Origin of the sequence: Bifidobacterium sp. W8104 (assembly GCF_016100735.1) — a bacterium.
GTDB lineage: Bacteria > Actinomycetota > Actinomycetes > Actinomycetales > Bifidobacteriaceae > Bombiscardovia > Bombiscardovia choladohabitans.
On sequence record NZ_JACFRW010000001.1, the window covers coordinates 612,141 to 633,199 of the forward strand.

Annotated in this window: 16 protein-coding genes and 1 tRNA gene; 9 read left to right on the forward strand and 8 right to left on the reverse strand. The window is 54.6% G+C overall.

Annotation, left to right across the window (positions count from 1 at the left end):
- Positions 1–67: 67 nt before the first annotated feature.
- Together H3U89_RS02365 and H3U89_RS02370 are read right to left on the reverse strand one after the other, a co-directional pair.
- Positions 68–1,009, reverse strand: coding sequence for a glycosyltransferase family 2 protein (locus H3U89_RS02365; protein ID WP_232345443.1), 942 nt, complete (start codon positions 1,007–1,009; stop codon positions 68–70).
- The gene (locus tag H3U89_RS02370; protein WP_198178637.1) at positions 1,009–2,706 is read right to left on the reverse strand and encodes a glycosyltransferase; all 1,698 of its coding nucleotides are present in this window, start codon (positions 2,704–2,706) and stop codon (positions 1,009–1,011) included. Before H3U89_RS02370 ends, H3U89_RS02365 begins: the two co-directional genes overlap by 1 nt.
- Positions 2,707–2,824: 118 nt before the next feature.
- On the opposite strand from H3U89_RS02370, the gene H3U89_RS02375 reads away from it, so the two are divergent.
- Positions 2,825–3,802 (forward strand): glycosyltransferase family 2 protein, encoded by a 978-nt coding sequence (locus tag H3U89_RS02375; protein ID WP_198178636.1) that lies wholly within the window; start codon positions 2,825–2,827, stop codon positions 3,800–3,802.
- Between the two features lie 19 nt (positions 3,803–3,821).
- On the opposite strand, the gene H3U89_RS02380 is transcribed toward H3U89_RS02375, so the two are convergent.
- Positions 3,822–4,523, reverse strand: a complete 702-nt coding sequence (locus H3U89_RS02380) for a metal-dependent transcriptional regulator (RefSeq protein WP_198178635.1) — start codon at positions 4,521–4,523, stop codon at positions 3,822–3,824.
- Between the two features lie 176 nt (positions 4,524–4,699).
- Here H3U89_RS02380 and H3U89_RS02385 point away from each other — a divergent pair, with 176 nt between their 5' ends.
- The 3 genes from H3U89_RS02385 to H3U89_RS02395 all read left to right on the forward strand — a co-directional run bounded on the left by H3U89_RS02385 (position 4,700) and on the right by H3U89_RS02395 (position 8,120).
- A complete protein-coding gene (locus H3U89_RS02385) occupies positions 4,700–6,142 on the forward strand; it encodes an Nramp family divalent metal transporter (protein WP_232345445.1) in 1,443 nt (480 codons plus the stop codon).
- A 321-nt stretch (positions 6,143–6,463) separates the two neighbouring features.
- Entirely contained in the window at positions 6,464–7,906 is a 1,443-nt protein-coding gene (locus H3U89_RS02390; protein ID WP_198178634.1) for a catalase, read from the forward strand.
- A gap of 126 nt (positions 7,907–8,032) precedes the next feature.
- Positions 8,033–8,120 (forward strand) — tRNA-Ser (locus tag H3U89_RS02395).
- A gap of 175 nt (positions 8,121–8,295) precedes the next feature.
- Here the strand turns inward: H3U89_RS02395 and H3U89_RS02400 are convergent.
- Positions 8,296–10,710: a hypothetical protein gene (locus H3U89_RS02400; protein ID WP_198178633.1), complete on the reverse strand. Its 2,415-nt coding sequence runs from the start codon at positions 10,708–10,710 to the stop codon at positions 8,296–8,298.
- A 185-nt stretch (positions 10,711–10,895) separates the two neighbouring features.
- Here H3U89_RS02400 and H3U89_RS02405 point away from each other — a divergent pair, with 185 nt between their 5' ends.
- Positions 10,896–11,744, forward strand: a complete 849-nt coding sequence (locus H3U89_RS02405; protein ID WP_232345447.1) for an HNH endonuclease — start codon at positions 10,896–10,898, stop codon at positions 11,742–11,744.
- A gap of 441 nt (positions 11,745–12,185) precedes the next feature.
- Here H3U89_RS02405 and H3U89_RS02410 read toward each other — a convergent pair whose 3' ends face one another.
- On the reverse strand, positions 12,186–13,619 hold the full coding sequence (locus tag H3U89_RS02410; RefSeq protein ID WP_198178632.1) for an MDR family MFS transporter: 1,434 nt from the start codon (positions 13,617–13,619) through the stop codon (positions 12,186–12,188).
- Positions 13,620–13,682: 63 nt separating this feature from the next.
- Complete coding sequence (locus H3U89_RS02415; RefSeq protein ID WP_198178631.1) at positions 13,683–14,132, reverse strand: MarR family winged helix-turn-helix transcriptional regulator; 450 nt, start codon at positions 14,130–14,132, stop codon at positions 13,683–13,685.
- A 524-nt stretch (positions 14,133–14,656) separates the two neighbouring features.
- On the opposite strand from H3U89_RS02415, the gene H3U89_RS02420 reads away from it, so the two are divergent.
- The gene (locus H3U89_RS02420) at positions 14,657–15,094 is read left to right on the forward strand and encodes a MarR family winged helix-turn-helix transcriptional regulator (RefSeq protein WP_198178630.1); all 438 of its coding nucleotides are present in this window, start codon (positions 14,657–14,659) and stop codon (positions 15,092–15,094) included.
- A gap of 847 nt (positions 15,095–15,941) precedes the next feature.
- Complete coding sequence (locus tag H3U89_RS02425; RefSeq protein WP_198178629.1) at positions 15,942–17,363, forward strand: ATP-binding cassette domain-containing protein; 1,422 nt, start codon at positions 15,942–15,944, stop codon at positions 17,361–17,363.
- 26 nt (positions 17,364–17,389) lie between these two features.
- On the opposite strand, the gene H3U89_RS02430 is transcribed toward H3U89_RS02425, so the two are convergent.
- Positions 17,390–18,160, reverse strand: coding sequence for a GNAT family N-acetyltransferase (locus H3U89_RS02430; protein ID WP_232345449.1), 771 nt, complete (start codon positions 18,158–18,160; stop codon positions 17,390–17,392).
- 353 nt (positions 18,161–18,513) lie between these two features.
- Between H3U89_RS02430 and H3U89_RS02435 the strand changes: the two genes are divergently transcribed.
- Positions 18,514–19,134, forward strand: a complete 621-nt coding sequence (locus H3U89_RS02435; RefSeq protein ID WP_198178628.1) for an isochorismatase family protein — start codon at positions 18,514–18,516, stop codon at positions 19,132–19,134.
- An 18-nt stretch (positions 19,135–19,152) separates the two neighbouring features.
- Here H3U89_RS02435 and H3U89_RS02440 read toward each other — a convergent pair whose 3' ends face one another.
- Complete coding sequence (locus tag H3U89_RS02440; RefSeq protein ID WP_198178627.1) at positions 19,153–19,899, reverse strand: SDR family oxidoreductase; 747 nt, start codon at positions 19,897–19,899, stop codon at positions 19,153–19,155.
- A gap of 262 nt (positions 19,900–20,161) precedes the next feature.
- On the opposite strand from H3U89_RS02440, the gene H3U89_RS02445 reads away from it, so the two are divergent.
- A complete protein-coding gene (locus H3U89_RS02445; RefSeq protein WP_232345450.1) occupies positions 20,162–21,043 on the forward strand; it encodes a glycosyltransferase in 882 nt (293 codons plus the stop codon).
- Positions 21,044–21,059: the final 16 nt, after the last annotated feature.

Here is a 21,059-nt window from a genome sequence, read left to right on the forward strand (position 1 = left end):
TCGAACGCTCGGTTGCAGAGTGAGGAAAATCATAAATGGCAGATATTATCCCTCTGGAACCCCGGTATCATTGATTGCCGACTTGCGGATAATCAATCGACGGATTGAATCGAATAGCCTCGACCATCTTACAGTACATCTGCCGACGCAGTTTCTTATCGACTCCTCCGGACCGCATGGCATACCAAACCTGAGCACAAAAGAGCAAGTAATGGACCAGGCTCTTATGATGCAGTCTGTAGGATCCCTGATTGCGGATGCCATAGGCGAACTTCCAGGCGTTCTTCTCGTTTATCATTGAGAAATTGACCCCCTTATTCTCACCCATATCGTGAATCACTACGCTATCGAGAACCTGGACTCCGGGACAGTCTCCCGTGATACGGAGAGTGTACTCAGCATCGTCAAACCAGATGAAGTACTCCTTGTAGGGCAGGCCGTAGGCTTCCATGACCCAACGTGGGATGAGCACAGATACGAAGGATGCCTGATTGATCAGCACCAGATCCCTGAGCCCCATGGCCCGCAACCGACCCCAGTCCCAGGTAGGTACAGGATTGTTCATTTCTGAAATGGTTCCGTCGATGTATTTGATCAGGGAGCAGGCAAAGGGAATATCCGGGCTCAAAGCCTGGGTGGCTTGTTCGTAGCCTCCGAGCAGTTTTTCCAAGGCATCCGGCTCAGGATATCCGTCATCATCGAAGATCCACACATAGTCGAAACCCATCCGGTAGCCCTCGCGCATGCCAGCAGAGAAACCACCGGCCCCGCCGACATTCTCGGGCAGGGTGACAATGCGAAGCTCCACCTTCCCTTCCAGGGGGAATGCGTCCTGATACTCATGCAGATAATCCGCAGTCCCATCGGTCGAAGCATTGTCGACAATAATCAGGGCCTTGGGCAGAAAGGTCTGGGACTCCAGGGAAGCCAGAACCTTCTTCAGCTTTTCCAGACGGTTGAAGGTGACGACGACAGCGGCCACATTCCTCCGGTTATCTACAGCATTCATCACTGCGCCCATTCTCCCAACATTCGGGTGAAGAAGGAGTCGGCCGATTCCTTCCTTGAAAACTCCTGAAGCCTTTCCAGCTCCGCCGCCCACAACCGACTGCGATCCTGCTCATGATCGTTCATCCTCAGCAGGGAACGGACCGATTGGCGAACAAGGCCTAGCGATTCTCGAGGCAGAAGCCCCTGGACAGGAACCAGCGTCGATTGGGAACCGACATCAGCGCTCAACACCGGCATGCCCCGACTGATAGCCTCGATGGTCGTAAGAGTGATGCCCTCATTGATCGAGGTAATCAGCAGGGCGTCCGCCCACTCATATGTTGCAGAAACCGGCTGAGAGACATCACGACGTTCCACTACATGACCCAAGCCATATTTCGCAAGGAGTTTGCGTACCTCCAAGTCCATATCGCCGCTGCCATGCATGATAAAGCGAAAACGACCCGGGAAACGACGCTCCATCTCCTTGGCGACATTGATAAATGCCTCCGGGCGCTTCTGCCTGGTCATCCTTCCTACAAAGGCGACGTGGAACACATCCTGCTGTACCCGGTCCTTGTACTGTGGATTCATCTGATCGGCAGTCAGACCAACCAAGGGCGCCATAACCACCTTTTTTGCCGCTATACCATGACGATTTACCAGCCAATCCTGCAGTTGGGGTGAAATGACATGGTGTAAATCGATGTAAGGGTCACGGCTCACGCTCTGGTTGGGATAGCCACCACGGTCGTGGTATTCAAGAATGTGCAGGGAGTCGATAATGAACGTATGCGGGTAATATCGCTTGATCCACCAGAGCCGGTCGTACATCCACTGATTGTGATGAATCATGACAGCACGGATGTTGTACTGCTCAAATAGAGCCCTGAGCAGGGGCACGTCGCCGATGCCCTCCTGCGCAGGAAAGGTCAGATTGATGACGAGGGCATCATCCAAGTCCTTGCTGACAATCCATGGCTGATGACTGTCATTGTTGGTGATGACGATGGGCAATAGCCCCGCTTTTCGAGCCAGAGCGACTGTTTCTATGGCCCAACGCTCGGCTCCCCCGGGCTGCAGCCAATGCATGGCAATAATGACAGCTTTGGAAGCCGAAGAGTCCGGTTGCCCAGGTTCGATTGAACTGCCTGGATGATGCACAGCCCCACGAGCGAACAGGTCGCTGGTCGAATCGGGACGATAAGTCTCAATAGCCTGGTATCCCGCTTTCTCGCGCTTACGCCTTAGCAATTCACGTACTTGATCGAACAGAAGTGGAAAATGCAGCTCACAGTAGTTATAAATTTGGTTGCGCATGGGCAATCGGGCAGACAGACTCCGGGCCTTGACCGTCATATCAGTGGCATCGTCCGGAGTCAATAGCACATAGCGTTCATTCCAATCAACCAGCTGATGATGCAAGCCGAAATAATGCGACGTAAAAGCAGTCTTAGGCTTGGATACGGACCGTGCTTTGAATTCGACTATAGGTTTAAGTCCGGCTCCCTTGGTTAGATAACCATTCAAAGTCGAAGTATCTGTCAAGCGAGGATACTGCCAGTCTTCACCCATATAGATCTTGTAGAGCAGTTCTCGACCAGGCTGCATCAACGAATGATAATTGACTGCTGAAATAACCAATCGACGTTGCCGTTTGCTCAAGCCATCAAGTTGCTTCCAGACATCAGGTCCAGTTTCAAATAGCTGCTGCATGTGGTCTATGCTAACCTGAGCGCAGTACGCGCAATGGATATACATCTGCTATTGCCCACAAATTTCATAATCCCATATCGACCTCAATCTGAGAATCCCTATATGTATAGTGTTAACCATGAAGCCTGCCTTGGAAGAAGCCACCATTGCCGTTCTCTTGCCCTGCTATAACGAAGAGCAGACGATAGGAAAAGTCGTTGACGATTTCCATAAAGCACTTCCCACAGCGACCATTTACGTCTATGACAACAACTCCACAGACAAGACAGCTTCCATAGCACAATCCAAGGGCGCAGTGGTCCGACCGGAAACGCGCCAAGGCAAGGGCAACGTCATACGAGCCATGTTTGAAGATATCGATGCCGACGTATATGTCATGGCAGACGGCGATGACACCTATCCAGCGGAAAGCGCTCCCGCTATGGTGGATAAAATCCTCGAGGGCTATGACATGGTGATAGGCGACAGACTAAGTTCCACCTACTTCCAAGAAAATAAAAGACCCTTCCACAACGTCGGCAACAGATTGGTTCGCTCGGCAATCAACGGCATCTTCCGTGCACAGGTCAAGGATATTATGACGGGATACCGGGCTTTTTCATTTACCTATGTTAAATGCTACCCAATCCTGTCCCATGGATTCGAAGTGGAAACGGAAATGACCATACACAGCCTGGACAGGAATCTACGGCTGTACGAAATGCCCGTTCAGTACCGCGATCGCCCTAAGGGCTCCCACAGCAAACTTAACACTGTGGGCGATGGGATCCGCGTACTTTCCACCATTTTCAGAATGATCAGGGAGTACAAACCCCTTCCCTTCTTTGGAGGATGCGGACTGCTGATAGACCTGGTCGGTTTCGGTTTTCTCTTGTCGGTAATGATCGAGTTCTGGCACACAGGATCGGTCCCGCGTATTCCTACCCTTATCGGATCAGTCTTGTTGATTCTTGTCGGTCTGCTATCCATCATCGCCGGTATCGTTCTCGATGTTCTCGCGAAAAACGACAGAAGAGCCTACATTCATACTTCAAACTTATTCGCGTATCTTCACCGTCATCAACGAGAGCACGAGGTCAACCGCAGCGAACAGTAACGCTGTTCAGTACGACAAATCAGATAAGACTGACCTGAATCAATGCCGCCTGGTCTTTAGACAGCACAAGAAGGTCGTCCGAAGCGGAGTCGGAGCTGGAATGCATATCCGTCAGGCTTACGGCTAATTCATCATCAGCCTGCCTACTTTCCACCTGCACCAGACAGCCCGGCCCTATGCGGTAACTGCTGAGCGTGCGTAGTATTTGTGGATTCTCATCGCTGACTCGTTGCACCCTTACCGTCGTCCCTGCAGATACTTCCGAGAGAGGCCTTGTGGTGGTAGGTATTGGCGGAAGGTCCCCCTCAGGGGAGGGTATGGCATCTCCATGCGGATCAGCTGTGGGGTGCCCCAGATACTCGTCGATGCGGTCGACCATCTTGTCGGAGACGGCGTGCTCCAGGCTGTCCGCCTCCTCATGCACCTCATCCCATCCGTAACCGAGAACCTGCACCAGGAAGGTCTCCAGCAGTCTGTGGCGCCGGACCATGGTCACCGCGTAGCGACGACCGGTTTCAGTCAGCTCGACCTTGCCGTAAGGCCTGTGGGTGACCAGACCGGCATCGACCAGACGGCCCAGTGCACCCGAGACCGTCGACTGTTTCATACCCGTCCTGTCGGCCACCGCAGTGGGCTGGACAGGGCCCTTGTCCCATTCCTGAAGATCCCAGATGACCTTAAGATAATCCTGGGCGCTGGAGGACAGTTCGGCAATTCCCATGTTCCACAGTCTATAGCACAGATCCATGGCACGACCCGCGAGCAACCCCTGCAGGCATATTTTGAGATTGTCACAGATCACCTCTGGTATTCTTCATCGAGCGCCACTAGACTTCGAAGGGTCGAAGTCTATAGCCAGCCACACGACCACCACGGTCCAGAATCAAGGAAGGTGACATGCCGAACACTAAGACCCGACCCGCCTCAGGGTCCGCCAGTCCAGCCGGATCCGAAGTCAGGACTCCGCCGTCCAGTCGGCAGCACCAATCCCATCCCATCATCGAGACGGCCAATGGGCGCTCCCTGGAAGAGATCAACGCCACGGTCTCCGTACCCAACTCAACCTCCTCCTTCTGGAAGAACCTGGCAGCCTTCTCCGGCCCGGGCGCCCTGGTGGCAGTCGGTTACATGGATCCCGGTAACTGGATCACCTCCATCGGCGGCGGCGCCCAGTATGGCTACCTGCTCATGAGCGTCATCCTCATCTCCAGCCTGATCGCCATGATGCTGCAGTACATGTCGGCCAAGTTGGGAATCGTGACTGGTCTGGACCTGGCCCAGGCCACCCGCCAGCACACCAGCCGCCGGCTCAGCTTCGTCCTCTGGATCTGCACGGAGCTGGCTGTGATGGCCACCGACATCGCCGAGGTGATCGGCGGGGCCATCGCCCTGAAACTACTCTTCGGCATTCCGCTGATCCTGGGCGTGACGCTGACCGTGCTGGATGTGCTCATCCTCCTGCTGCTGACCAAGATCGGCTTCCGCCGCATCGAAGCCATCGTGGCCACCCTGATTCTGGTCATCATGGCGGTATTCCTTTACGAGGTCTTCCTGGCCAGGCCCGACATGCCCGCAGTCTTCCGCGGCTTCATCCCCGACAAGGCCATCCTGGGCAACGGACAGCTGACCATGGCTCTGGGCATCGTGGGCGCCACGGTCATGCCCCACAACCTCTACCTGCACTCATCCATCGTCCAGACCCGCGACTTCGACCGAAGCGATGACCGTCAGGTTGCCAACGCTGTCCGCTTCGCCACCTGGGATTCCAACATCCAGCTGTCCGCCGCCTTCGTGGTCAACTGCCTGCTGCTGATGCTGGGTGCGGCCATGTTCTTCGGACACGGCGAAGGGCTGGATACCTTCACCGCCCTCTACAACGCCCTTGGCGACAAGACCATCGCCGGTCCGGTCGCCTCCGGTCTGCTCTCCACCCTCTTCGCTGTGGCCCTGCTGGCCTCCGGTCAGAACTCGACCATCACCGGCACTCTGACTGGGCAGATCGTCATGGAGGGCTTCATCCGCATGAGGATTCCTCTCTGGCTGCGCAGGCTGGTCACCCGTGTGATCTCCATCATCCCCGTGCTGATCTGCACCATCGCCTTCGGCGGCAAGGAGTCCGCCCTGGATAGCCTGCTGGTCTACTCCCAGGTCTTCCTGTGCGTGGCCCTGCCCATATCCATGATCCCCCTGGTCTGGTTCACCTCCTCCAAGAAGATCATGGGCAAGTACGCCAACCCTCGATGGATGGCCTTCCTGGCATGGATTGTCGTGGCTGTCCTGACCGGGCTCAACCTCCAGCTGGTCATCCAGGATGTGGGCGAACTGATACAGATGCTCTGAGCACCAGTGCTCTGATGAGAGCCGCCGCCATTTGCCGATTGAATAAGGCAGTGCCGGCGGCTTTCCTATGACTCTGTCTACAACAGACCCACCGCCTTTGGGTTTCATGAACCACTGCCTTGATTAGTGAGATATCTGACTCTCGCTCAGCGCGCATATCCACCAACTCCATCCCCCGTCAGATACGGTGGAGAATAGCAGGATTTTATCAAGAGTCCTGCCATCAGCGATCGAGTGGTCAACCAGGAGCTGGGTCGCGGACCTGGCTTGCATGGGACCGTCAATCGCGAAAATCATAGGTGTCAGAGGAATCGAGCAGACATGAACGACAAACTTACTACCAACGAAGGGCAGCCCTGGGCAGACAACAACCATAGCCAGACAGCGGGCACCCGGGGGCCCATCCTCATGCAGGACTACCAGCTCCTCGAAAAGCTGGCCCACTTCAACCGCGAGCGCATACCAGAGCGCGTAGTCCACGCCAAGGGAGCCGGAGCCAAGGGAACCTTCACCTTGACCAAGGACATGAGCGCCTACACCAAGGCCGACGTATTCAACGGAGCAGGCAAGACGACGCCCATCCTGCTGCGCTTCTCCCAGGTGGCCGGCGAATCCGGCTATCCCGACACCCTGCGCGACGTGCGCGGCTTCGCCCTACGCTTCTACACCCAGGAGGGCAACTACGACGTGGTGGGCAACAATACCCCCGTATTCTTCGTCAACGACCCCCTGAAGTTCCCCGACTTCATCCACTCGCAGAAGCGCGACCCGGCCACCCACCTGCGCAGCCAGGAGATGCAGTGGGACTTCTGGTCGCACTCCCCCGAGTCGGTACATCAGGTGACCTATCTGATGGGCGACAGGGGCAACCCGGCCAGCTACCGGAACATGAACGGCTACGGAAGCCACACCTTCAAGTGGGTCAATGCCAAGGGTGAACAGTTCTGGGTCAAGTACCACTTCCTGAGCGAGCAGGGCGTGAAGAACATGACCGATGAGACCGCCGCCAAGGTCGCCTCCGAGGACACTGACTTCCTGCTGCACGATCTCTACGATGCCATCGACCGGGGCGACTACCCCAAGTGGAAGGTCTGCGTGCAGATCCTGCCCTACCAGGAGGGCCTGGGCTACAAGGACGATATCTTCGACGTGACCAAGGTGGTCTCCAAGAAGGACTATCCGCGCATTGAGATAGGCGAGTTCGTGCTGGACACCAACCCGACCAACTATTTTGATGATGTGGAGGAGGCGGCCTTCTCACCCGCCAACTTCGTCCCAGGCATCGAGCCCTCGCCCGACAAGCTGCTGCAGGGCCGCCTGTTCGGGTACAAGGATGCCGAGCGCTACCGTCTGGGTGCCAACTACGAACAGCTGCCCATCAACCGCCCGGTCAACGAGGTCCACAACTACGAGCGGGACGGTTTCATGTCCCAGGGGCAGGATGGATCGGTCAACTATGAGCCCAACAGCAAGGGCGGCCCCGTGGAGGACAACGATGCCCGGATGCACAGCGATGCCGTCCAAGGGCAGACCGAATACTCCCGCCCCTATGACAAGGACTACTATTCCGCAGCCGGCCGTCTCTACAGGCTGATGAGCCCGGAGGAGAAGGACCGCCTGATCCAGACCATCAAGAACACCCTGGGATCCGTCGATGATCAGGAGATCCAGGTCCTTGAGACCAGGCAGTTCTACCAGGCCGATCCTGACTACGGCCAGCGCGTGGCCGAGGCTCTCGGCCTTTCCATGGATCAGATCAAGTAACACAGGAACAGGGCGGGAACTGTCGGCGACACGTCTGGACTGGCCTGCAATCCCCGCCCTGTGTTACTATTTCCTAGTTGCCTTGATCAGGGTCACGTAGGCTACGACCCCGTTCATTGCAGCCTTGGAGGATTCGCCTAGTGGTCTATGGCGCACGCTTGGAAAGCGTGTTGGGTTCACGCCCTCACGAGTTCGAATCTCGTATCCTCCGCCAAAAAGGGGTTTTGGGGTTCCAAAACCCCTTTTTGTTACTCACCTCCACGGCCCCAAGAGGATTGGTAATAGTAAGTCGGCAAAGGCTCGTCGCATCCCTATCGACTGATACGACAAGGCACAGAATCCGATGCACACTCATCTCGGCATGATTCCCATCCCAACGCCGTCATTGATCAGGCCGACCCAACATGGCCTTTCGAAACTGTCACAGTCTCCTTTGAGCGACTTTTCTGATTAATCAGCTTCACCAATTCCTTTTCACAGTTACGCATGTAACCCAAGCTCTTCTTAAGGCCGGAGAGCTCTTTCTTGGCTTCTTTTTTCTCAGCCTTTTTTAAATCCTTATTCTCAGAACGCCTAGAGAGAACCTCCTGCTGAATTTCCGTTCGTTCAATCTGATCGAGCAAGCCTTGTCGAATCCGTTCAATCGTCTCTGGCTTCGTATCAGCTTGAGCGAAGTTAGATTGGCAAAACGTTAGGAGCTTCGAACACTCGTCAAGGGCAAACGCTCCTTTAGAATCAGTGAGAAGCGAAGTAACAGCAGTTACCCCACTACCAGCAACCAAACCCAACACCGCGCCACCACCAGCGATTATGGCTGTGCCGCCTGCCATACCGAGGCCTCCAGCAGCCAATGCACCACCGCCAACCGCCGCAAGGCTCGCACTGGTAAGAGCAGCACCAGATAGGCCGACAACAGCCGATCCGGCGATTAACGGCGCTATGACTGGTGCCAATGTAAACGCTGCACCTCCCGTAGCAACCGCAACCGCAGCAGTTCCCGCAGCACCGACAATTTTTTTGGTTCGGCTACCATTCAATACGCCGGCATTCTTATTCAGCGCCTTGGCGGTCTGCTGCACAGGGGTTTTATCCGAATCGCCGCTTACGTCACGCCATAATTCTTCGAGAATCTTTGAATCAAATTTTAGGCGTTTAGTTCTCTTGATCGAGGAGTCCGGCCCTCCCTCAGGATTCTCTGACTCCGTTTCAAAACGATATAGGTCATACGGAGTGAACCGTGCAAGTTCAATCAGAACCAAGGCTTTCCATGTGTTCCCGTCCCGCGCAACAAGTTCTTCAATTCTCCGTTTCACTTGCCCGCGATTAAGGAGATCACAGTCATCAGGCAGGTTTTCAGACCACCTGTCAAACCATTCCTCCTTTTCTCTTCGATCCACTGCCCTACTTCGATCTATGTCCTCATAAAGCGCGAGTCGCTCTATCGAGAACAATACAGATAAATGCTCCGGCTTCAACGAGAGCATTTCCATTGTCACCCGACCGGCCGAATCGTCGTTTTGCCGCCGCTGCCTGTGGCTTGCTCTTCGTTCCCACACCGTTTTGACATCCACACCTATTGCGAAAACCAGACGAGTCACACCTACATAGTTGATTTTCAGCAGGAAGAGCTTGCCATCGAATCCCCTTACTAGAATCCCGACCAAGGCGGCCCGAATAGCGGCATCCGCTAGATCCACTGCAGTAAAGGTAGCCGAAGCAATGGATACCATGCGGACTACTCTGGAATTATTGAATGGAAGGACCACACCCATATCCAGCTGTGACAGGTCGTCCAAAGAGTCAACTTCATTGTTTTTCATCTCCAGATAAAGATGATGAAGAAAATAGCAGCCCCGTGTCAGGCACTCATTCAGTAACACTGGAAGCGCCTGACGCCCCAGTACATGCACAATTCCGATTTCGGTTCGCAGGTTAAACCTACGAAGGACTTTACGACCTTCATCGTCAACTTGAGCGAATAAGGTCCCATTGAACATCTTGGAAAGAAGTTTCCGTAACCTCATGCCGGAATCCATGGCATTTTTAAACATGGGCAAGGCGGACAATTCCTTAATAATAGAAAGAAAAGGCCCAGGTATTCCCGTGCCCTCACCGGGATTCGAACTTGACCCCGGCGCGTCTGACGCCATGTGAAAGAACCATCGCACCGTGCCTAAGAACAGCTTTTCGCAGACAGTATCGCCGATCAAACCTTCCTTAAACCATTGTTCTTCCACCGGGACTGCAATGAAATCTCCGTTCTGATTGGTGCCGTATACCTTTCCTGTAAATTGAGTGAGTATCGAGAACACCAATCCTTCAAGGGAGAAGTGGTGAGAAAAGTCTCTGAGATGATGTTGCAAACCGCCGCCAAATTCGGCCGTGTACTTATCACCAACAAAAGGATATTGATCTTCTAGGAAATGAATGGCATCACGCAGGGACTCCCCTTTAAAACCAGAATGCTGCTTTGCCACCCAAACCACGAATTCATTGACTTTCTCCGAACCCCACTCGTTCGCCCTGTCCAGAGAGAACTTACCAACAAAAATCGAATCACATAAACCCGCAACCACTCCACAAGCCGCAGCTATCTTGTAATCAAGCTGCGCTTCATCTTGCACCTGGTCACTTGCAGCATCTTCTTCAATGGATTCCACATAGATTCCATCACCAAAATCTTCGGTCGTTTTATCAGTGCCGAATCCAGCATCTATACCTTTGTCATTAGCAAGCTCCAAGGAATACTCAACAGAGACCAAATCACCACCGTGCCGTTGCGAAAGCTCCAACTCCCTTGTCATCCGTCCCTCTCCCTCCACAGTGCGCATGGGAACAAAGCAATATAGCCAGAATAAAACAGCAGTTGGAGCGTCTGCAAACAGTCAACCAGCACTTCCCTCGCTCGTTATTCTCATTTATCTTTGCAGACTTCAAAATTACCGCTGATACACATCCCTCAAACTTCAAGACCGATTATCCTGGGAGTATGGCAATGAACGTCAATGTCGCATCACGCCGTCGCAACTGGTCGCGCGAAGAAACGATGATGGCATTTGCCCTGTACATCGTGCTTGAGCCCAGGGAGTGTGACGACAATGGGCTAGACGTACAGCGTCTGGCGTCATTCCTGCATCGCACTCCCGACTCTATTGCCTTGAAAATCTGGAACATCGCAGCCCATGACGTCAATCGGAGGGCCCAAGGCAAGGCGGGCATGAAGCATGGCAGCAAGCTGGATTCCCAAGTCTGGCAATGGTACGCAGAAAATCCTGATGCCTTCATGGCGGAGTGCCTCGATTTGCTCCAACACGCACTCCTGCAAACGAACAAACAACACTTCCACCCAGCACCATTGGCCTCTGACCGATATTCTACGCTCGAAACCGCAACAAAAATGCTGCTTGACAAGCGCAATCCAGAAGGCGGCGAGCGCGAAGCAACCACGATTCAGCGGATCAACCAGTCTTACTTCCGCAATTCGCTGCTCTTGAACTACCAGAGCACATGCTGCATCACTGGCATGCAGATACCTTCGATGCTAATTGCCAGCCATATCAAACCATGGAAAGCATCAACCCCGACCGAGAAAACCGCCGCATCGAACGGCCTGCTGCTCAATGCATTCCACGACCGAGCGTTTGATCAAGGACTCATCTCCATCGACGACGATTACCGCATCATGGTCAACCATGACAAGGTAAGGCACTCACCGATCAACGATCAATGGCTCTACGTCTTCGAAGGCCAGAGAATCACCTTGCCATCGATCAGCCAACCCTCGCATGAATTCATCGAGTACCATCACAAACACATCTTCCTTACCGATGCTGCATAACTGCGGGGACTGTCCCTCTCCTTACACGCTCGGCTCTACCAGAAAATATTGGACGCGTAACTCTCCCACTTTTCTCTTCCTTGTCGAATTCCTGGCCTTGCCCTGCACAATAGTCGTTTTCTACCTCTTCGGTGTTCCCTGCTTGACTGATTCTGGGATCTCTTCGGGCTTGAGTTATTCCGGATGGTATTGGTCTGCGCCCGAGAAGCAGTCTGGATCCGAAATGGGCTGCAGGGCACTGCAAAAGACGATGGATAAGTTGATTCTTCTATCTTCATCGTCTCTTATGCATGCGTGTCTGGGGCCTGTAATGAATCTCTTAATTCTTGTATCCACTGGCAGCAAAGGTTCACTTCGCCAATCCGGAATCCTGCTCGTTAACATTATGAGTCAATCGATGTCAGCAACGATCCCTGCTTTGAAAGCGAAAAGATACCTTTCTTACTCATTCTCAGTTCTATTCGATTTAAGGAAGAGCGAGCCGCATAGGCCGATCAGGGCTATGACTGCAAGGAAGATGAAGGCCCATTGGTAGCCCTGGTCGAGAGCCTGGGCTGACGTGGCTCCGCTGAGACTGCCGCGCTGAGTGCCGATGGTCACAATCATCATGGCTGCGGCCGTACCCAGTGAACCGCCGACCTGGCGGACAGTCGAGGCAGCTGCGTTGCCATGGGCCGTGAGTTCTGTAGGCAGTGCGTTGATGCCCTCGGTGAAAGTAGTCATCATGACCAGCGCCACTCCTGCCAAGCGCAGAGCATAACAGGAGGCGATCACGATAAGACTTGTAGTGGTGCCGAACCATATCATTGGCAAGGTTCCGGTCAGCAACACCGCGTATCCCAAAAGGGCGATTCTCCTCGCCCCGATTCTTTGGTAGATCAGACCGGAGAGTGGGTTGAATACGCCCATGACAATGGCTCCCGGCAGCATGACCAGACCAGAGGTGAGCGCGCTTGACCCGCGCGTATTCTGCAAGTACAGGGGAAGCACCAGCTCCACCCCGACCATGGCAATGTTGCTCAGGGTGCTCAGCAGACTGGTCAGATTGAAGGTGGCATTCATGAAAACACGCAAATTCACCAGCGGAGACTTCAGATGAAGCTGACGCCGACAGAACAGGATTACTACCAGCACACCAGCCAGAAGCAATCCCAGGTCAAGCACTGACGCACCGCCCGCGTCCCCAATGGCCGACAGGGCGTACAGAATGAGCCCGAAACCCAAGCAGGAATATACCACGGAAGGCACGTCCAGCCGGGTTCTCACCTGGCGGTTGACCGTGTAGACCAAGAAGAACGAGGCCACCAGAATCGCGGCGCTCAAGGCAGCAAGCAGCACAAACAAAGCCCTCCAAGACCAGTGCTCCAAAACAAACCCTGAGAGCGTGGGGCCAACCGTAGGACCCAAGGCCACCACCAGGCCCACCATGCCCAAGGCCACACCGCGCCTATCCGGCGGGAAAAGCAGCAGCACCACATTCTGAATGAAAGGCATCAACGATCCAGCGGCCACAGCCTGGATGATTCTGCCCGCCAACAGCAGCGGGAAATGCCCTTCGGAAAAGACACAGACCAGGGAGCCAGTCAGGAAAATAGCCATCATGGCCATGAAGGTGTGCTTGGACCGGAAGTTGGAAAACACCCAAGCCGATACGGATATCATCAGCCCCACCACCAGCAGATAGGAGGTGCTCAGCCACTGAGCAGTGGATTGGGACACATGGAATTCCGCCATAATGGTGGGCAGAGCATTGTTAAGGAAGGTCTCCGCCATCAAGGCCAGGAAAGCCCCTGCCAAAAGCGTGCCCATCATCGCAGTGCGACTTCCCTCAGCCCCGCCTTGGCTGCCTTCCCTCTTGCGGCCATCCTTATTCATACCGCATCCTCCCCGTCCTTCACCGGCTCGGTCCAAAGCCTGCATGCTCCGACTAAAAACAGATCAGGATTCCATATTTCTAATGATCCGTTCCAGGTAGCCGACCAGCTGTCTGCTCTCCCGCTCATCGAACCCTTTCAAGGCAAGCTTGCCCGTGGCCTCTAATACATGCCGAATCTCGACCTGGTGGGCGTCAAGCTCGCTCCGCGCCTGCCCGGTGAGCTTAAGAACCATCTGACGTCGGTCATCACTCTGCGGCTTTGCCGTCAGCCATCCTGCCTTGACCAGCCGTTTGACAACTCCCCGAACCGTAGGATGGCTCAAACGGAACCTGTCGCCCACCGTCTTCTGCGTCACCTCCAGGCCCTCATGCTCATACAGGTAATAGACCATGACAAATTGGGGACCAGTCAGATTGGGAAAGATGCTCCGCACACACTCATTCATGTGCTTTTCCAGCAGGGTGTTGGCTATTTTGACCAGCCCCTCCGGCCGCTTCTCCGAGAGCTCCAAAAGATACCACCTCTCCAAAATGTAGCATGCTACATTATTAGCGAAGAAAGACATGCTGTCAAATCAAGGAAATACAAGAACCTATTCATCAACGTTCTTAATACAGGAGGCTCGAGCAAAAGAAGAGCCTTAGCTCAGCCTTTCCGACCGGTGGGCATGCTGGTTTACCTAGCATTTAGGCCTCAGTATCGTCGTTCTGCATAGCCGATTGGCTAAGCAATACTGATAGGATGATAAGTTGACACTCCATCCCACCGCCGCTGTCAACAAATCACGAGCCTTTAGTCCAATAGACCTCCTTTACCTTGGAGCGACCAACAGAGAAAATTGCTAAACCGCATCAAGGGATCCACCAGGCAGACACACGCCTACTCTCATGCAAGAAGCTCTTTCAACAACACAAGGCCAATATTGAACCTCCTGAGACGTGGCTTCATCAGTCAATACAGTCAGATAAGAACGAATTCAGAGAAAAGCAAGCTATCCGGGTAATAGATAGTTTCCGATATGATATAGTTTCTATAATGAAATCAAATAATCCGTCCTCCCTCTACGATGCTCTCATGTATCTGCAGTGCGAATTCGTAGCAGAGCGCAACAGGGTCAACCCGGGGAACATCACCTGGCAACAGTTCGACATCCTCACCGTTCTGCGCACAGGAGCGTCCACGCCCTCACAGATTGGTCAGCGACTCGGCATAACCCGATCCAAGGTCTCCAAGAACCTCAGCACTCTGCGCGATCTCGGATACATCAGACAGGTGCCGGACGCCCACGACCGGCGAGAGCTGGAGACCAATCTGACCCAGGATGGCCGGGACATGCTCGACATCATCGATCAACAGCATAAAACCCTTGAGGAAGATGCCCGACAGGTCTGGTCTAAAGACGAACAGGAAGAGTTCGCTACTCTTGCCAACAGGCTTATCAACAAGCTACGTCAGGAGCGAGTCGCCCAATGAGGACCGAGTGCATTCTTATTGATCGGGCCTCCACGCACAACCTCAAGCAAGTCTCGCTGGCCATACCCAAGAGGGCCATCACCGTGGTCACCGGCATGTCAGGTTCAGGAAAGTCGTCTCTTGTGTTTTCCACGCTGGCAGCCGAATCACAGCGCATGATCAATCGCAGCTACAGCTCTACATTCAGCAGCTCCTGCCCAAGTATGAGCCTGCGGAAGTCGCCCGAATCGACAACCTGCCCTTCTCCATTGTCGTAACCCAAAAGCAGCTCTCGGGCAATGCTCGCTCAACCGTAGGCACCTACACTGATATCTACACTGCCCTGCGCCTGCTATTCTCCCGTATGGCCCAGCCATTCATCGGGTACTCCATGACGTACTCCTTCAACAATCCTGCGGGAATGTGCCCGACCTGCCAGGGCCTGGGAACTATACGCAGCCTAGTGCTTGATCGCCTGCTCAACGTGGATCTCTCGCTGAATCAGGGCGCCATCAACCTTCCCACCTTCCAGCCGGGCGGCTGGAGACTGACCAGGTATACGGACTCAGGCTATTTTGACAACGATCTGCCCTTACGTGAGTGGACCAGCAGTGATCTTGACCTCCTGCTCTACGGGAAGAAGCAAAGACCGGCAGACTCTAGTCCCAACTGGCACAAAACGGCCATGTTTGAGGAATTGGTGCCCCGAATCACCAAGACCTTTATCAACCAAAACACCGACAAATACCGGCATGAGCTCGAGCAGGTTACACGAATCGCCCAGTGTCCTGACTGCCAAGGGGCCAGGGTCAACGCCAAGGTCCGCTCAGCCAAGATCGGCGGACTGAACATAGCTGACTGCTCCGCCATGAGCGTGGCTGACCTGCAGGACTGGATGGGAAAAATTCATGACGATCAGGCTGACACCATTCTGCAGGACCTGAAGCGCAAGATAGTCAACCTGATAACGGTTGGTCTGGGCTACTTGAGTTTGGAGCGTGGCACCTCTACGCTTTCCGGAGGAGAGGGACAGCGTCTGAAAATCGCCAACTGCCTGAACAGCCCTTTGAATGATGTTCTCTACATCTTTGACGAACCGAGCGTTGGCTTGCATCCCCATGACCTGACTGGGATCAAGAAAATCTTCAAGGGCTTGCGGAACAAGGGCAATACGGTGGCGATCGTGGACCATGACCCCGAGCTCATCGCCATCGCCGATCATATCGTCGACATGGGGCCAGGAGCAGGCAGAGAAGGCGGACGCATCGTCTTCGAGGGGGACTACCAGTCTCTGCTGGAAAGCGGCACAACCACTGGCAGAGCCCTGTCGGATCCAGGCGTAGTGAGCGAACCAGCGGCGCCTTCACATGGCTTTTACACAATAGACAAGGTCACTGCCCATAACGTCAGAGAAGCCCGCGCCAAAATACCCAGGTATATGCTGACTGTGGTGACCGGAGTGGCCGGCTCAGGTAAGAGCACGCTGATCAGGGAAGGCTTCATGGCTCAGCACAATGCCATACTCCTGGATCAGAAGCCGATCAAGGCCAGTAGAAGCTCCAACCTGTTGACCTACTTGGGCGTCTTCGACCCGCTGCGTAAGACCTTCGCCAAGGCCACAGGCGAATCCCCTTCACTCTTTTCATTCAACGCTGCTGGAGCCTGTCCGGTTTGCAAGGGCAAGGGAGTCGTCACCCTGGATATTGCTTATATGGGGGATACCAGCACTGTCTGCGAAAGCTGCCATGGAACCAGGTATTCAACGCAGGCTCTGTCTGCCAGATATCGCGGTTTCAGCATCGCTCAGGTGCTGAAACTGACTGCCAGCGAAGCTATGCACCAATATCGTGAAGTGCTGGGGCCAGCCATGAAGACACTGGAGGACGTCGGGCTGTCTTACCTATCCATTTGGCAAGCTCTCGATACGCTCTCAGGCGGTGAGTTGCAACGCCTCAAACTGGCCAAGCTGCTCAAAGACGGAATTCGTGAGACCTTGATTTTGGATGAGCCCACCAGTGGCCTGCACGAATCCAATATCTTGCAGCAGATTGCGCTCTTGCGCAAACTCATCGCAAGCAAAGGACTCACTATCATCGCCATAGAACATAACCTGCGCTTCATCGGTCAGGCCGACTGGGTGATCGATATGGGCCCAGGAGCCGGAAGCTCGGGCGGCAAGGTGCTGTTCGAAGGAGCCCCGCTTGCACTGATGCGCCGCAAAGACACTCCCACAGCCCGAGCCATGAATGCCTATTTCAGCTTTATCAAGGATGCAGCGGTGCGACCATAAGCGGCTGCATTCAGATCAACAAGAGTTCAGCAATCTTGCAGACGGCGCTTCTGCCTGCCATTCTGATCGAAATTGTCATCATCAAGCCAGGTCTCCAGCCGCTCTTTCACGGCCGGCCATTCACTATCTGTTACGGAAAACCAATCCGTATCCCGAGTTCGGCCCTTGTAGACCATGTCGTTTCTGAACCGGCCTTCAGCCTTGAATCCCAGCCTCAGCGCAGCCGCCCGGGAGGGCGCGTTGAGACTGTCGCACTTCCACTCGTATCGGCGATAGCCCAAGTCCTCGAAGACATGCCGAGCCATCAGATACTGGGCTTCAGTTGCCTGTCTGCTTCTCTGCAACTCTCTGGTATAGATGACATGGCCCATCTCGACGCTTCCCATATCCGCCCGAATCCGCATCAAGGCATACATGCCCAACAGATCTGGCGAATGATCAAGCTTCACCAGCTCCCGTAAATCCGGATCCTCCCCGCCCGCAAGCTGTCCAACACCAAGATGGGATGCGGACGGCTTACGCAGAATAGCAAAGAAGAGAGGATCCCGGCTTGCAATCATCGATGCAAAGTCTGAGTCGAATGCTGGTCTATCAGGGTAGAGATCGTGGGTGCTATAGGTCATGATGGATTCGTCGCAATCCGGGCCAAAAATCCGCTCGTAGAAGGCATTGCCTTGGTTCGCATCCAAGGGCGCCACCAGAACCGTCCTACCTATCAACTCGGCAGGTTCCGGCATCATAGCCCCCGCGAACGAGACCACATCTCCGATAGACTGTCCGAATTCATTGATCCTCATATCCGCATCTCCTTCCTTGGGATGATGCTTGGCTCCGGCTTGGCAATAAAGAGACAGGCCGAAAAGAAGCACCTGCTATAACTGCGCATAATCCTGGCACTTAGGATACCAAGCAAACCCCCTGGAAATCCGCATGGGTACAACCACAAGCGGCCACATTCAATCCCCTTTGTTACCTGGCTGGTCACATTGTGCACACGATGCAGATTCCCAGGCATATTTATCCACATGGGCAGAAGCCGAAGAACCGGCGGCTCCGCTGGAATTAGACTGATGCATAAGAAGAATGCTCGCCGAACTTCAACCAGTATTTCCTCTGTCTACCGTCAGCATCGACCAAGGGAGCGATCACCATGTCCAAGGCTTTGATCGTCGTGGATGTTCAACCGACCTTCTGCGAAGGAGGTGAACTGGGAGTCGAGGGAGGTAACGCCACGGCTGGCAAAATCGCCGACTATGTCCACGATCATGCCGGGGACTACACCTACATGGCCACCACTCAGGATTGGCACATCGAGCCTGGAACTCATTGGTCCGATCACCCGGATTTTGTGGACACCTGGCCCAAGCACGGCGTGGCGGGCTCACCCGGGGCGGAACTGCATCCCAGGATTCGGCAGCTGGGCATCACCAATCACTTCAAAAAGGGTCAGTATTCAGCCGCCTACTCTGGATTCGAAGGCATCGAAGACAACACCGATAAAATCCAGAGCAGGGAGGAATTCGCTGCGGCCAAAGCATCTGGAGTCACCTTGGCCGATGCCCTGGCACAAGCTGGCGTCGACCAAGTGGATGTAGTAGGCATCGCCGAATCCCATTGCGTCAAGGAGACGGCCTTGGATGCTATAAAACTTGGCTACCAGGTCACGGTCTTCGAGGATCTGACCGTACCGGTCAGCGAGGATCAGGGCATTGAGGCTCGAAAGGCCATGGCCCAAGCCGGCATTCGTCTGCTTTCCTCCAGCAGCGACTAGGGGCAGCGACAGAGGAATTCACCAGGGCTGGATGGTAGGGCCTACAGTAAACTCCGATACATTGGTATCCTCAGGCTGATCGATAGCGAAGGCCACCACCTGGGCCACCCGTTCTGGATCAATCTGGTAGCTGTCGTAGGTCTTGTTCATATCGGCCAGGGTCTGCTTGTCCGTTATGGTATCCAGCAACTCAGTCCGAATGGCCGCCGGGTAAATGGTAGAGGTACGAATATGGGTCCCCTCTTGGGCGGACTCCATCCTGAGCACCTCCATCAGATCGCGCAGACCCCACTTGGTTGCCCCATAGACCGCTCCTTCCGGGTAGGCCTTGAGCCCAGCCACCGAAGAGGTAGCGATGAACTGCCCGTGACGCTGCCCGATGAACTCCGGCAGGGCCGCAGCAATGCCGTACAGTGCACCTTTGAGGTTGACGTCAATGGTGCGGTCCCACTCGTCCACATGCAGGGCCGACAGGGGCGAGTTAGGCATGAGCCCGGCGTTGAGGAATACCACGTCCACCCCGCCGAACTGCTTCTTAGCGAAAGCCACGAAGTCCTCATTGGCCTGGCGATCGGTCACATCCAGAGCCATGGAGGCCGCCTGACCACCCGCCTGAACGATGTCGTCGACGATTTTATCCAGCCGATCCTTGCGGCGAGCGCCCAGCACCACCTTGGCCCCTCGCTGTGCCAACAGCCTCGCCGTGGCCTCCCCTATGCCGGACGAAGCTCCGGTGATCAGCACTGTCTTATCAGCAACAGTCATAACAAGTCCCACCTTTCCTTGATCTTCAATCGGCCTGATGGTACAACCTCGAGTCGCTGGAAGTGCAAATCCTGCTACAGCCAAGCCCAAACCAACAATCGTGATCAAATGCGTGGCATGGGACTGAATCTATTGAGAAGGGCAGGTCAGTCAGGACTGCGCTGGCCGGGCACATGTAGAATCGACGCAGTAATCCACGAAGAAAGGCGGCTGCACTGCCATGAGCGCAAGGAATCAGAGCCATACTCCGTTTTCCCTCCTGATGGCTGTCTATGCCGGGGACACACCCTCCTTCGTTGCCCGCGCATTGAAATCCGACACCATTGAACAAACCCTCATGCCCAATCAGGTCGTCATTGTGTGCGACGGTCCATTGGGCAGAGAACTGGCCCAGCTGATTGATGGATATCCAGCCGAGTTGAAGAGGCAGCTGCTCCAGACCGACAGGGCCAAGGAAACGCCCGAGTTCACAATCGTGCGGCTGCCAACCAACAGAGGCCTTGCCCATGCATTGAATCTCGGGTTGAAGTCCTGCAAATACGAACTGGTGGCCAGAGCGGACAGCGACGACATATCGCGCCCATCGAGATTCAACGTTCTCATCCCCTTGCTGGCCTCATCGGGTTTAGACGCCTTGGGGAGCGCCATCCAGGAGTTTTCAAATGACGAGCACACTCCCGGCCGGATCCGCTATCTGCCAAGCGGAGGATCCGAACTTCGGACATATGCCACCCTGCATTCTCCGCTGCACCACCCCAGTGTGGCCTTTCGCAAGACCAGCGTGTGCAGGGTGGGCGGTTACCCAGAGAATGCCGGGCGCTTTGAAGATTACCGTCTTTGGGAAACCATGCTGGTCGCCAGCGAGCATATTGGCAACATCAAGGAACCTCTGGTCCTCTATCGATCCGATAGGTCTATGTATCACCGCAGAGGCGGCATGCGCATGTTTCGTGACGAGCTGCGCCTGCAAAACGAATTTCTGCATGACGGCTTCATCAGCCCCATACAATACGTCAGAAACATCCTCATCCGCGCCTGCTACCGTCTGTTGCCCGACCAGGTACGCAGCTGTCTGTATGCCATCATGACCACCCTGCTCAACCGGTTCCATGGGAAGTCGGTGAATGACAGCCGAAAGAAGTGAATCATGCAATCAACCC

Bases quoted from the DNA above. Each gene is read 5' to 3' on its own strand.
- H3U89_RS02435 (WP_198178628.1), top strand. From the start codon at position 18,514: ATGTCCAAGGCTTTGATCGTCGTGGATGTTCAACCGACCTTCTGCGAA.
- H3U89_RS02365 (WP_232345443.1), bottom strand. From the start codon at position 1,009: ATGAATGCTGTAGATAACCGGAGGAATGTGGCCGCTGTCGTCGTCACC.
- H3U89_RS02385 (WP_232345445.1), top strand. From the start codon at position 4,700: ATGCCGAACACTAAGACCCGACCCGCCTCAGGGTCCGCCAGTCCAGCC.
- H3U89_RS02440 (WP_198178627.1), bottom strand. From the start codon at position 19,899: ATGACTGTTGCTGATAAGACAGTGCTGATCACCGGAGCTTCGTCCGGC.
- H3U89_RS02400 (WP_198178633.1), bottom strand. From the start codon at position 10,710: ATGACAAGGGAGTTGGAGCTTTCGCAACGGCACGGTGGTGATTTGGTC.
- H3U89_RS02430 (WP_232345449.1), bottom strand. From the start codon at position 18,160: ATGAGGATCAATGAATTCGGACAGTCTATCGGAGATGTGGTCTCGTTC.
- H3U89_RS02445 (WP_232345450.1), top strand. From the start codon at position 20,162: ATGGCTGTCTATGCCGGGGACACACCCTCCTTCGTTGCCCGCGCATTG.
- H3U89_RS02420 (WP_198178630.1), top strand. From the start codon at position 14,657: ATGAAATCAAATAATCCGTCCTCCCTCTACGATGCTCTCATGTATCTG.
- H3U89_RS02390 (WP_198178634.1), top strand. From the start codon at position 6,464: ATGAACGACAAACTTACTACCAACGAAGGGCAGCCCTGGGCAGACAAC.
- H3U89_RS02425 (WP_198178629.1), top strand. From the start codon at position 15,942: ATGAGCGTGGCTGACCTGCAGGACTGGATGGGAAAAATTCATGACGAT.
- H3U89_RS02410 (WP_198178632.1), bottom strand. From the start codon at position 13,619: ATGAATAAGGATGGCCGCAAGAGGGAAGGCAGCCAAGGCGGGGCTGAG.
- H3U89_RS02405 (WP_232345447.1), top strand. From the start codon at position 10,896: ATGGCAATGAACGTCAATGTCGCATCACGCCGTCGCAACTGGTCGCGC.
- H3U89_RS02380 (WP_198178635.1), bottom strand. From the start codon at position 4,523: ATGGGAATTGCCGAACTGTCCTCCAGCGCCCAGGATTATCTTAAGGTC.
- H3U89_RS02375 (WP_198178636.1), top strand. From the start codon at position 2,825: ATGAAGCCTGCCTTGGAAGAAGCCACCATTGCCGTTCTCTTGCCCTGC.
- H3U89_RS02370 (WP_198178637.1), bottom strand. From the start codon at position 2,706: ATGCAGCAGCTATTTGAAACTGGACCTGATGTCTGGAAGCAACTTGAT.